This window comes from Streptomyces sp. Ru73, from assembly GCF_002920575.1.
GTDB lineage: Bacteria > Actinomycetota > Actinomycetes > Streptomycetales > Streptomycetaceae > Streptomyces.
The window spans coordinates 16702-28851 of record NZ_PQSQ01000011.1 but is presented as its reverse complement, the minus strand read 5'-3'; the positions used below and the strand labels follow the sequence as shown (position 1 = coordinate 28851).

Annotated in this window: 9 protein-coding genes; 5 read left to right on the top strand and 4 right to left on the bottom strand. The window is 72.9% G+C overall.

All coding sequences use genetic code 11. The annotated features are described in order from the left end of the window. Nucleotides 1-114: 114 nt before the first annotated feature. The 5 genes from C3486_RS07445 to rarD all read left to right on the top strand — a co-directional run bounded on the left by C3486_RS07445 (nt 115) and on the right by rarD (nt 7232). A complete protein-coding gene (locus C3486_RS07445) occupies nt 115-1452 on the top strand; it encodes a sensor histidine kinase (protein WP_103831798.1) in 1338 nt (445 codons plus the stop codon). A 309-nt stretch (nt 1453-1761) separates the two neighbouring features. Beyond that, nucleotides 1762-2421, top strand: a complete 660-nt coding sequence (locus C3486_RS07440; protein WP_103831874.1) for a response regulator transcription factor — start codon at nt 1762-1764, stop codon at nt 2419-2421. A 331-nt stretch (nt 2422-2752) separates the two neighbouring features. Further along, nucleotides 2753-4720 (top strand): 2-oxoacid:acceptor oxidoreductase subunit alpha, encoded by a 1968-nt coding sequence (locus C3486_RS07435; RefSeq protein WP_103831797.1) that lies wholly within the window; start codon nt 2753-2755, stop codon nt 4718-4720. Beyond that, nucleotides 4713-5807: a 2-oxoacid:ferredoxin oxidoreductase subunit beta gene (locus C3486_RS07430; protein ID WP_103831796.1), complete on the top strand. Its 1095-nt coding sequence runs from the start codon at nt 4713-4715 to the stop codon at nt 5805-5807. The genes C3486_RS07435 and C3486_RS07430 overlap by 8 nt, the downstream gene beginning before the upstream one ends. Before the next feature lie 360 nt (nt 5808-6167). Next, the gene (gene rarD / locus C3486_RS07425) at nt 6168-7232 is read left to right on the top strand and encodes an EamA family transporter RarD (protein WP_103831795.1); all 1065 of its coding nucleotides are present in this window, start codon (nt 6168-6170) and stop codon (nt 7230-7232) included. 192 nt (nt 7233-7424) lie between these two features. Here rarD and C3486_RS07420 read toward each other — a convergent pair whose 3' ends face one another. The 4 genes from C3486_RS07420 to C3486_RS07405 form a co-directional block, all read right to left on the bottom strand. Then, a complete protein-coding gene (locus C3486_RS07420; RefSeq protein ID WP_103831794.1) occupies nt 7425-8354 on the bottom strand; it encodes an ABC transporter permease in 930 nt (309 codons plus the stop codon). Next, nucleotides 8341-9348 carry an ABC transporter ATP-binding protein gene (locus tag C3486_RS07415; RefSeq protein WP_103831793.1) on the bottom strand — a complete coding sequence of 336 codons (1008 nt, stop codon included), beginning with the start codon at nt 9346-9348 and terminating at the stop codon, nt 8341-8343. Before C3486_RS07415 ends, C3486_RS07420 begins: the two co-directional genes overlap by 14 nt. Nucleotides 9349-9430: 82 nt before the next feature. Beyond that, the gene (locus C3486_RS07410; RefSeq protein ID WP_103831792.1) at nt 9431-10711 is read right to left on the bottom strand and encodes an outer membrane lipoprotein carrier protein LolA; all 1281 of its coding nucleotides are present in this window, start codon (nt 10709-10711) and stop codon (nt 9431-9433) included. Between the two features lie 279 nt (nt 10712-10990). Beyond that, nucleotides 10991-12004: a polyprenyl synthetase family protein gene (locus C3486_RS07405; RefSeq protein WP_103831791.1), complete on the bottom strand. Its 1014-nt coding sequence runs from the start codon at nt 12002-12004 to the stop codon at nt 10991-10993. Nucleotides 12005-12150 lie beyond the last annotated feature (146 nt).

The following is a 12150-nucleotide window of genomic DNA, read 5'->3' as shown; positions in this document are numbered from 1 at the left end:
GGAACGGACAGGCTGGACGTACGTGACCACCGAAGCGCCCGGCGCCCTCGAGCGAGCGCCACTCCGCACCCCGGCACCCGGCAGCGCTCCGCACCCGCAGAAGGACGAGACGCCATGGACACCGCGTACGGCCCGTCATCCCGCGCACCGCAGGCCTCCGGGGGCCGCGGGGCGCCGCGCATCCCCTTCGTGCTGCGCGCGCCCTTCTCCGGCCGTACCTGGCGGGAGTTCCTGTACCTGCTGCTCGGCCTGCCGGTCGCCGTCGTGCTGTTCACGTACGCCGTCACGACGGTGTCGCTCGGCGCGGGGCTGCTGATCACCTTCCTCGGCATCCCCGTACTGGCCGCCGGCCTCGCCGGCTGCCGCGGGCTCGGCGCCCTGGAGCGGGTACGGGCGCACGCCCTGCTCGGCCTGGACGTACGCGCCCCCGAACCCGTGCGCACCGCCAAACCGGGCCTGATGGGCTGGGTCGGCGGCGTCCTGAAAAGCGGGGTGTCCTGGCGGCACTTCCTGTACTGCCTGCTGCACTTCCCGTGGGCCGTCTTCGCCTTCTCCCTCTCGGTGACGCTGTGGACGGCCGGCTGGGGCCTGCTCACGTACCCGCTGTGGCGCTGGACCTTCCCGATGTACCTGGGCCAGGACGGCATCCAGCTCTACGGCGACGGAACCCACGGCGTCTATCTGGACACCCCCGTGGAGATCGCCGTGACCAGCGCCGTCGGCCTCCTGCTCGTGCTGGTCTGGGGCGGCACGGTGCGCGGCCTGAGCCAGGTGGACCGGCTGCTGGTGCACGGGCTGCTCGGCCCGTCGCGCCTGGCCACCCGGGTGACGGAGCTGGAGACGGACCGTACGGCGGTGTCCGAGACGGCGGCGGCCGACCTGCGGCGCATCGAGCGGGACCTGCACGACGGCGCGCAGGCCCGGCTGGTCGCGCTGGCCATGGACCTCGGGCTGGCCAAGGAGAAGCTGCAGGAGGACCCGGAGGCGGCGGCCCGCATGGTGGACGAGGCGCACGGCGAGGTGAAGATCGCGCTGCAGGAGCTGCGCGACCTGGCCCGCGGCATCCATCCCGCGATCCTCACCGACCGCGGCCTGGGCCCGGCCCTCTCCGCGCTCGCCGCACGGTGCACGGTGCCGGTGGAGGTCGGTGTGGACCTGGTCTCGCGCCCCGCGGCGGCGATCGAGGGCATCGCGTACTTCACCGTCTCCGAGCTGCTGCAGAACGTCTCCAAGCACGCGCAGGCGACCCGTGCCTCGGTGGACGTGTGGCGGGCCGACGACCGGCTGATGGTGCTGGTCACCGACGACGGCCGGGGCGGCGCGCACACCGGGACCGGCAGCGGTCTGGCGGGGCTGGCCGAGCGGCTGGACGCGGTGGACGGGCTGCTGGTCGTCGACTCGCCGGCGGGCGGCCCGACGACGGTCACGGCCGAGCTGCCCTGGCGCGACTGACGGCCGACGACTGACGACCGGCGCCGGCGGTGGCGGTCGTCATGGCGGTGGCGGTCGTCATGGCGGTGGCGGAGACGGCGGCGAGGTGCGGGCACTGCGGGCACCCGCCGCCGTCTCCGCCGTTCGGCGTAGCCCGCCGCGCGCCCGGCTTCCCCGGCTCCCCGCCCGCGCCCGCGGCCGTCCACAACCGGCCATTCCGAGTTATCCACAACCCGCACGGTGATCCGGCGCGCGCGTCCGAATCCTGGGATGCTGAAGAGCGTCGGAACGAAAAACGGGGTGGGGGAGCCGAAGATCGTGGAGAACAGCGTGCGGGTGGTCATCGCCGAGGACTCGGTGCTGCTGAGAGAGGGGCTGACACGACTGCTGACCGACCGGGGGCATGAGGTCGTCGCGGGGGTGGGCGACGCCGAGGCGCTGATCAAGGCCATCGGGGAGCTGGCCGACGAGGGAGCGCTGCCGGACGTGGTCGTCGCGGACGTCCGCATGCCGCCGACGCACACGGACGAGGGGGTGCGCGCCGCGGTCCGGCTCCGCCGGGACCATCCCGACCTGGGCGTCCTGGTCCTCTCGCAGTACGTGGAGGAGCAGTACGCGACGGAGCTGCTGGCCGGTTCGAGCCGGGGCGTCGGCTATCTGCTCAAGGACCGGGTAGCCGAAGTGCGTGAGTTCGTCGACGCGGTGGTGCGGGTGGCGGAGGGCGGTACGGCACTCGATCCGGAGGTCGTCGCCCAGTTGCTGGGCCGCAGCCGTAAGCAGGACGTACTGGCCGGCCTCACGCCGCGGGAGCGCGAGGTGCTGGGCCTGATGGCCGAGGGGCGGACGAACGGCGCGATAGCCCGGCAGCTGGTGGTGAGTGACGGTGCGGTGGAGAAGCACGTCAGCAACATCTTCCTGAAGCTGGGCCTGGCCCCGAGTGACGGGGATCACCGTCGTGTGCTCGCAGTCCTCACCTACCTCAATTCCTGAACCCCTGACAACCTGTCAGTAGTAAGCGTCGGTGCGGAGTCGGCTCCGGCACGGGAGCAGGGAGCGACGAACCATCGCTGCAGGACGGAGTGTCCTGCAGAAGAAGCCGCGGGGGGCGGATAAATCATGGCGTATTACGACAGAGCGGCATCTCGCTCGCCTGTCCACGATGTGAGCACGGCGTCTCACATTCACGTCCAGCATGTGATCGCCTCAGGGAAGGCGACCCTTACCCACGTACGATGGCCATGGGACGACAGGTCCGCACGTTGCGTCCCGGATTCCCTGCCCACGGCGGGGACACCCCAGGCCCCGAGGGAGGTCCGAAGCAGTGACCAGCCAGGTCAGTAGCCCAGCCGACAAGACCGACGGTGCACTCGCAGGGGAGTCGTGTACCCCCGCGACGGAGAACGGCGCCGGCAAGGAGGTCCGGCGGCTGGACCGGGTCATCATCCGGTTCGCGGGTGACTCCGGTGACGGCATGCAGCTCACGGGCGACCGTTTCACTTCCGAGACGGCCTCGTTCGGCAACGACCTGTCGACGCTGCCGAACTTCCCCGCCGAGATCCGGGCCCCCGCCGGCACGCTGCCCGGCGTCTCCAGCTTCCAGCTGCACTTCGCCGACCACGACATCCTCACGCCCGGTGACGCGCCCAACGTCCTGGTCGCGATGAACCCGGCCGCGCTGAAGGCCAACCTCGCGGACGTGCCGCGCGGCGCCGACATCATCGTGAACACCGACGAGTTCACCAAGCGCCCGATGGCGAAGGTGGGTTACACCACCAGCCCGCTGGAGGACGGCTCGCTGGAGGCGTGGAACGTCCACCCGGTGCCGCTGACGACGCTGACGGTCGAGGCGCTCAAGGACTTCGGGCTGTCCCGGAAGGAGGCCGAGCGGAGCAAGAACATGTTCGCGCTCGGCCTGCTGTCGTGGATGTACCACCGCCCGACGGAGAGCACCGAGGCGTTCCTGCGGCAGAAGTTCGCCAAGAAGCCGGAGATCGCGGAGGCCAACGTCGCCGCGTTCCGGGCGGGGTGGAACTTCGGTGAGACCACGGAGGACTTCGCGGTCTCCTACGAGGTCGCGCCGGCGACGAAGGCGTTCCCGACGGGTACGTACCGCAACATCTCCGGCAATCTGGCGCTGTCCTACGGCCTGGTCGCCGCGAGCCGCCAGGCGGACCTGCCGCTCTACCTCGGCTCGTACCCGATCACCCCGGCCTCCGACATCCTGCACGAGCTGTCCAAGCACAAGAACTTCGGTGTGCGGACCTTCCAGGCGGAGGACGAGATCGCGGGCATCGGCGCGGCGCTGGGCGCGGCGTTCGGCGGCTCGCTGGCGGTGACCACCACCTCGGGCCCCGGTGTGGCGCTGAAGTCGGAGACGATCGGCCTGGCCGTCAGCCTGGAGCTGCCGCTGCTGATCGTGGACATCCAGCGCGGCGGTCCGTCCACGGGCCTGCCGACCAAGACCGAGCAGGCCGACCTGCTGCAGGCGATGTACGGGCGCAACGGCGAGGCGCCGGTGCCGATCGTCGCGCCGCGGACGCCGGCCGACTGCTTCGACGCGGCGCTGGACGCGGCCCGGATCGCGCTGACGTACCGCACGCCGGTCTTCCTGCTCTCCGACGGCTACCTGGCCAACGGCTCCGAGCCCTGGCGCATCCCGGACGTGGAGGAACTGCCGGACCTGCGCGTGCAGTTCGCCACCTCCGCCAACCACGAGCTGGCGGACGGCACCGAGGTCTTCTGGCCGTACAAGCGCGACCCGCAGACCCTGGCGCGGCCGTGGGCGGTCCCGGGCACGCCGGGCCTGGAGCACCGCATCGGCGGCATCGAGAAGCAGGACGGCACGGGCAACATCTCCTACGACCCGGCCAACCACGACTTCATGGTCCGCACCCGGCAGGCCAAGATCGACGGCATCGAGGTGCCCGAGCTGGAGGTCGACGACCCGTCGGGCGACGCCGACACCCTGGTCATCGGCTGGGGTTCGACGTACGGCCCGATCACCGCTGCCGTGCGCCGTGTGCGCCGTGCGGGCGGGCGCATCGCCCAGGCGCATCTGCGCCACCTCAACCCCTTCCCGGGGAATCTCGGTGCGGTGCTGGGGCGTTACGACAAGGTGGTCGTCCCCGAGATGAACCTCGGCCAGCTCGCCACGCTGCTGCGCGCGAAGTTCCTCGTGGACGCGCAGTCCCACACCCAGGTCAGCGGGATGCCCTTCAAGGCAGAGCAGCTCGCCGCCCACCTCGAGAAGGTAATGAAGCAGGGCCCGAAGGAGGCCATCAATGACTGAGACGATCTCGGAGGGTGCGGCGCAGATCGAGGCGCTTTCCCTGGTGCCCAAGGCCGAGGCCAAGCAGTCCATGAAGGACTTCAAGTCCGATCAGGAAGTGCGCTGGTGCCCCGGCTGCGGCGACTACGCCATCCTCGCCGCCGTGCAGGGCTTCATGCCCGAGCTCGGCCTGGCGAAGGAGAACATCGTCTTCGTCTCCGGCATCGGATGCTCCTCCCGCTTCCCGTACTACATGAACACCTACGGGATGCACTCCATCCACGGCCGCGCCCCGGCCATCGCCACGGGCCTGGCCTCCTCGCGGCGGGACCTGTCGGTGTGGGTGGTCACCGGTGACGGCGACGCGCTCTCCATCGGCGGCAACCACCTCATCCACGCCCTGCGGCGGAACGTCAACCTCAAGATCCTGCTGTTCAACAACCGGATCTACGGCCTGACCAAGGGGCAGTACTCGCCCACCTCCGAGGTCGGCAAGATCACCAAGTCGACGCCGATGGGCTCGCTGGACGCGCCCTTCAACCCGGTCTCGCTGGCGATCGGCGCCGAGGCGTCCTTCGTCGCGCGCACCGTCGACTCCGACCGCAAGCACCTCACCTCGGTGCTGCGCCAGGCCGCCGAGCACCCGGGCACGGCGCTGGTGGAGATCTACCAGAACTGCAACATCTTCAACGACGGCGCGTTCGAGGTGCTCAAGGACAAGGAGCAGGCCCAGGAGGCCGTCATCCGCCTGGAGCACGGGCAGCCGATCCGGTTCGGCGCCCCGGCCGAGGACGGTCTCGGCTCCAAGGGCGTCGTGCGCGACCCGGCCACCGGCGACCTGCGGGTCATCGACGTCACCCAGGAGGGCACCGCGGGGGTGCTGGTGCACGACGCGCACAACCCCTCGCCCACCACGGCCTTCGCCCTCTCCCGGCTCGCCGACGCCGACACCCTGCACCACACGCCCATCGGCGTGCTGCGCAGCGTGGACCGGCCGGTGTACGACACGGAGATGAGCGACCAGCTGGACGCCGCCATCGAGCAGAAGGGCAAGGGCGACCTCGCCGCGCTGCTCGCCGGCAACGACACCTGGACGGTCGTCGGCTGACGCACCCCGGGCGGCTCCGGCCGCCGTCCTGCTCCCGGCTGCCCGGGACCGGCTCCCAGCCCGGTCCCGGGCAGCCGTGCGTGCGTCGGCATCGCGCCCCGGCGCCACGGCCGCAGCACGCCCGGACCCGGGCACCACGGCCGCCGCGCCGGGCCCGGCTCCGGGCCGCCGCACCGGGCCTCGCTCCCGGTCCGCCGCAGCACCGCAGCCGGTCGGAGCACCGGTCACCGCACCCCGTCCCGCCCCCTGTCCGGAGCGGTAACCACCGTGTTTGAGATACGGGCATGACAGGCGGGGCGGGCGGCGTTACCTTCGGAGAGCCGCGCGCCGTACCGCGCCCGTCCCGCCCAGGAGGAACCCTTGTCCGCTCCGTCCGACCAGCGCACCGGCCTGGCCTACGGCTTCGTCGCGTACGGCCTGTGGGGCTTCCTCCCCCTCTACTGGCACCTGCTCTCCGCCGCCTCCCCCACCGAGATCCTGGCCAGCCGCATGGCCTGGTCGCTGCCGGTGGCCTTCCTCATGCTGGCCGCGCTGCGTCGCTGGTCCTGGATACGCCCGCTGCTGCGGCAGCCGAAGCGGCTCGGGCTGGTGGTGGCGGCGGCCGCGGTCATCTCGGTCAACTGGTACCTCTACATCTGGGCGGTCAACGCCGGCCACGTGCTGGAGGCGTCCCTCGGCTACTTCATCAATCCGCTGGTCAGCATCGCGTTCGGCGTGCTCTTCCTGCGGGAGCGGCTGCGCCCGCTGCAGTGGGCGGCGGTGGGCGTCGGCGCGCTGGCCGTGCTGGTGATGGCCGTGGCGTACGGCCGGGTGCCGTGGATCGCCCTGGGCCTCGCCCTCTCCTTCGCCACGTACAGCCTGGTGAAGAAGGGCGTCCGGCTCGGCGGCGTCGAGGGCTTCGGCGCGGAGACGGTGATCCAGTTCCTGCCGGCCGTGGCGTGCCTGGTCCTGCTGGGCGTGCGCGGCGAGTCCGGCTTCGTCAGCGGCGGCCTCGGCCAGGCGGCGCTGCTCGCGGGCAGCGGTCTGGCCACCGCGCTGCCGCTGATCGCCTTCGGCATGGCCGCGGTGCGGCTGCCGCTGTCGGTGCTCGGGATGCTCCAGTACCTCGCGCCGACCTTCCAGTTCGTGCTGGGCCTCACCGTCTTCCACGAGGCCATGCCGCCCGAGCGCTGGGCGGGCTTCGTCCTGGTCTGGCTGGCCCTGACCGTGCTGACCTGGGACGCGCTGCGTACGGCCAGGTCCTCGCGGGCCGCGCTGGCCGCCGCCCGTGCCTCCGCCGCGGAAGCGGTGGCCGAGGGCGCAGGACCGGAAACCGTGGCGGAAGCCGCGGGCGCCCCCGCCGGTACCCCCGCCGACACCAGCGCCGAGCCGGCCGCCGCTCCCGCCGACCCGTCCCCGGCCGCCACCCGGCCGACCAGCTCCTAGACCGGCCGGCTCCTGACCGGCCGACCAGCTCCTGACGGCCGACTCCTGGCCGGCCGCCCCGGCCCCGATCACCACCCGCGGCCGGGCCCCGCGGCAGCCCGCCGAGCGGCAGCCCGCCATGCCTCAGCCCGTGCCGGCCCCGCGTCTCAGCCCGCACTGCCCCGCACTCTCAGCCCGTGCGGCCCCGCGCTCTCAGCCCGTGATGTCCCGCGTGGTGAATCGTGCCCAGGCCGCTGAGCCCAGCACCAGCGTGTAGGCCGCCTGGAGGCCGAGGTTGGTGCGGATGTCGTCCCAGTAGACCGGGTCGCGCAGCAGGTCGGCGAAGCTCAGCCAGTAGTGCGGGAAGAGGTACGGCTGTACGGCCGCCAGCTGCGGGAGCGTGTCCAGGATCTGGACCGTGAGCACCAGACCCACGGTCGTCGCCATCGCCGCGATCCCGCTCCCGGTGAGTGTGGAGACGAACAGGCCCAGGGCCGCCACGCCGGTCAGCGAGAGCGCGACCACGCCCGCGACGGCCAGTGCCCGCAACAGGCCCTCGGTGAACGGCACGGCCGTCCCCGACAGCAGCGTGACCTCGCCCAGCGGGAACAGCAACGCCCCGACGGCCAGCGCGGACGCGGCCACGACCAGCGTCGCGACCAGGGAGAACACCAGCGCGGTGGCGTACTTGACGAGCAGCAGCCGGGTCCGCCCGGCCGGGGCGACCAGCAGGTACCGCAGCGTCCCGGCGTGCGCCTCGCCCGCGATCGCGTCCCCGGCCACCACGCCCAGTGCCATCGGCAGGAAGACCGGGAGGGTGGCCGCGAGGGAGGTGAAGACCAGGAAGAGGCCGTTGTTGGTGATCAGCGAGATGAAGGCCGGGCCGCCGCCTCCGCCGCCGTCCCCGGTGTGGACGCGTACCGCGATCCCGACCAGTACCGGCACGCAGGCCAGCACGGCGAGCAGCACCACCGTGCGGCGCCGCCGGAACGTCGTGCCGATCTCGTTGCGCAGCAGCCCGAAGGAGCGCACGGCGTACACCGCCCGCGCACCCGGCTCGCCGTGCGCTGTCCGCGCACCCGGCCGGCCCTCCGCCGTCCGGCCCGGCACCTGCGCCCGCTCGGCCGGTTCAGTCCGCGACATCGAAGCCCTCCCCGGTCAGTGCCACGAAGACGTCCTCCAGTGAGGCACGTTCGGTCCCGAAGGCGCGGACGCGGACGCCGGCCGCGACGAGCGCGGCGTTCAGGGCGGCCGGATCGGGCGCCTCGCCGCCGGGCCCTGGCGGCAGCTCCCCCGTCACCCGGTCCTCGGTGGCCACCAGGTCGGACAGGCCGTGCTCCTTGAGCACCCGGACCGCGTCCGCGGGGTCCGGGGTGGTGACGGCCAGCCGGCCGCGCGCCCCGGCCGCGAGCCCGGCGACCGTGCCCTGGGTGATCAGCCGGCCGCGTGACATCACGGCCGCGTGCGTGCAGACCTGCTCGATCTCGTCGAGGAGGTGGGAGGAGAGGAAGACGGTGGTGCCGTCGGCGGCCAGCTCGCGCACCAGGCCGCGGATCTCGCGCATGCCCTGCGGGTCCAGGCCGTTGGTCGGCTCGTCGAGGACCAGCAGCTCGCGGGGGCGGAGCAGGGCAGCGGCGAGCCCGAGCCGCTGCTTCATGCCGAGGGAGTACGCGCGGGCCTTCTTGCCGGCCGCCGCGGCCAGGCCCACCCGGTCCAGCGCCGCTGCCACCCGCGCTGACCGGGTGCGGGGATCGGCGGTCGGGTCGGCGGCGTCGTACCGCAGCAGGTTCGCGCGCCCGGTGAGGAAGCCGTAGAGGGCCGGGCCCTCGATGAGCGCGCCGACCCGGGGCAGTACCCGCCGCGCGGCCGCGGGCATCGGCTCGCCCAGCAGCCGGGCGCCGCCCGCCGTGGGCTGGATCAGCCCCATCAGCATGCGGATGGTGGTGGTCTTGCCGGACCCGTTGGGGCCGAGGAAGCCGAAGATGCTGCCGGCCGGCACGGACAGGTCGAGCCCGTCGACGGCCGGCCGGCCGCTGCCGTACGTCTTGGTCAGCCCGCGGGTCTCGATGACGGGCCCGCCGGCCCCGCCACCGTCCAGGACCGCTCCCCGCTCCCCGTCCGACGACGGTGGCGCCATGCACTCCCCCACTGTGAGCCGGGCCGCCGGTGCGGCCGCCGCGCGCCGCGGCGACCGCACCCGTACGGCCTGCCGGTCGCGGTCACTTCGCCGCGTTGGCCGCCTTGACCAGCGTCTGCCGGTCGACGGCGCCGGCGTAGACCGTGCCGTCGTCCGTCACCAGGGCGTTGACCAGACGCGTGCTGAAGACGTGGCCGGAGCCGAAGTCGCCGGTCACCTTCTCGCCCATGGAGTCGAGGAACTTGGCGGCGTCGGCGCTCCGGGCGCCCGCCGCTTCGCCCTTCCGGCCCGCTTCCGCGCTCCGGCCGCCGCCGTCGATCTTCGCGATGGCGGTCCAGCCGTGGCCGATGACGTCCATGCCGCCGGAGTCACCGGACCGCATCCCGGCGAGGCCCTGCGGCAGCCCGCCGGGCAGCTTGTTCGGCCGGTTCTCGGCCTTGCCGTGGTGCTGCGTACGGACCTCGTCACCGTCGACGATCTTCGCACCGGCCGGCGGGCGGAAGGCGAAGGTGTCCGCAGCGGGCTTGGCGAAGTCGACCGAGGCGAAGCCCGCTTCGATGACCGGCGCGCCGCCGCTCTTCGGGGCCAGCGTGAACCGCAGCGGTACGCCGTTCCGCGCGTCCACCGCGACGCGGACGGACCCGACCGTGGAGCCGGCCTGCTTGGGCTTGATCAGCAGCTGGTAGGCGTCCCGCCCGGCGACCTTGGCGGTGCCGTCGACGGTCACCGAGGTGGTGTCGCCGGCCGCGTCGAGCACGTGCTCGGCCAGCTCCTTCGGGGTCAGGTCGGCCATGTCCGCCGGCGGCCCGGAGCGGCGCTCGCCCTTCTTCGCGTCGCCCGCCTGCGGGCCGGTGGCGCGGAAGGCGGTGTTGCTGCCGCTGTCGTACGCCCATACCTTGGCGCCGTTGCGTACCAGGCTGTACTCGGCGGCCTTGTCGATGAGGGAGACCCGCTGCCGGTCGGGTCCGTCGGCGGCCACCCGCAGCGTGTGCGTGCCGGAGGCCAGCTCCATCAGCTTGTCCTGGGGGTCGGCGGAGCCGCCGCCCTTGCCCTGGCCGCCGCCGAACGCGCCGGCGCCCGCCCCGCCGGGCAGCTCCGGCAGGCCCAGGTCGGTGCTGATCCGTACCGTGCCGGACAGCTGCTGCACGTCCGACGCCGCCATCTTGGCGATCAGCTGCTGTGCGGATATCTCGGGAAGATCGGGATCACCGGATCCGGCGAACGCCGGGACGAGCCCGACCGTCGCCGCCGCCACCCCCGCCACCGCGACCGGGACGCCGTACCGGACGGCCTTGCGGCGGCGCGTCCGGTTCCCTTCGTCGTCCCATTCGCCGGTGACCCGTGTCGCTTCGTTCCGTGGCATGTGCTCTACCTCCGTCGTAGGCGGCGGTCTCAACGCGACGCACTCGTCCACACCTCGGGCTCATTGTGGCCCGCCCCGCCGTGGCGTGGTGGTGTCAATGCCACCAAATCCGCCATCACAAAGCGTCAGCCCCGGGGCTGGAACGGTGTACTGCTGAAGGATGAGACCGCCCCTGAGGAACTGCCCCCGAGGGAGGCCGGCCCGGCCGGATACGCGGAGGGGCGCTCAGCCCGCCCGGGTACGCGGGGGGCTCAGCCCGCCCGGGTACGCGGGGGAGGCTCAGCCCGCCCGGTGCACCACCGCGTCGCACAGCTCCTGCAGGGCCGTCTTCGCCGGGCACTCCGTCAGCGGCGCCAGCGAGGCGCGGGCCTCCTGGGCGTACCGGACGGTGTCGCGGCGGGCCTGCTCCAGCGCGGGGTGGGCGCGCAGTCCGGCCAGCGCCTCGGCGTGCCGGGCGTCGTCGGTGAGGTCCTCCTCCAGCAGGGCGGCCAGCGCGCGGTCGGCGTCGGTGGCGTGCTCGGAGGCGGCGAGCGCCCGGAGGTGCAGGACCGGCAGGGTCGGGATGCCCTCGCGCAGGTCGGTGCCGGGGGTCTTGCCGGACTCGTGGGAGTCGCTGGCGATGTCCAGCACGTCGTCGGCGAGCTGGAAGGCGGTGCCCAGCCGCTCGCCGTACTGGGTGAGGATGTTGACCGTGGACTCCTCGGCGCCGGCCATCATCGCGCCGAAGCGGCAGGCGACGGCGATCAGCGAACCGGTCTTGCCGGCCAGGACGTCGAGGTAGTGCTCGATCGGGTCGCGGCCGTCGCGGGGCCCGGCGGTCTCCAGGATCTGGCCGGTCACCAGGCGCTCGAACGCCTCGGCCTGGATGCGGACCGCCTCGGGACCGAGGTCGGCCAGCATGTGCGAGGCGCGCGCGAAGAGGAAGTCGCCGGTGAGGACCGCGACGGAGTTGTCCCAGCGGGCGTTGGCGCTGGGCACGCCGCGGCGCACGGCGGCCTCGTCCATGACGTCGTCGTGGTACAGCGTCGCCAGGTGCGTCAGCTCCACCACCACGGCCGAGGGCACGACGCCCGGCGCGTGCGGGTCGCCGAATTGCGCGGCGAGCATGCCCAGCAGCGGCCGGAAGCGCTTGCCACCTGCGCGGACGAGATGCTGTGCGGCGTCGGTGATGAACGGCACGTCGCTCTTGGTGGCCTCCAGCAGGCCCTCCTCGACAGCCGCCAACCCGGCCTGGACATCGGCCTCAAGAGCCTGGTCCCGCACGCTCAGCCCGAAGGGCCCGACGACGGTCACGAGGGTTACTCCTGTCTGCTGACGATCAAACGGATTGTCGATCTGTCGCTGTCTCCACCATTGGCCAGCGTATCCGGTCCCAGTTCGATCACCGTGAGCGCCTGCCCGTCTCCATGGTCAGGGCGGCCGGCGGACCGCGCGCCACC

Coding starts and splice junctions, on each gene's coding strand:
- C3486_RS07415 (WP_103831793.1), bottom strand. CDS start 9,348: ATGGCGCCACCGTCGTCGGACGGGGAGCGGGGAGCGGTCCTGGACGGT.
- C3486_RS07430 (WP_103831796.1), top strand. CDS start 4,713: ATGACTGAGACGATCTCGGAGGGTGCGGCGCAGATCGAGGCGCTTTCC.
- C3486_RS07410 (WP_103831792.1), bottom strand. CDS start 10,711: ATGCCACGGAACGAAGCGACACGGGTCACCGGCGAATGGGACGACGAA.
- C3486_RS07420 (WP_103831794.1), bottom strand. CDS start 8,354: ATGTCGCGGACTGAACCGGCCGAGCGGGCGCAGGTGCCGGGCCGGACG.
- C3486_RS07445 (WP_103831798.1), top strand. CDS start 115: ATGGACACCGCGTACGGCCCGTCATCCCGCGCACCGCAGGCCTCCGGG.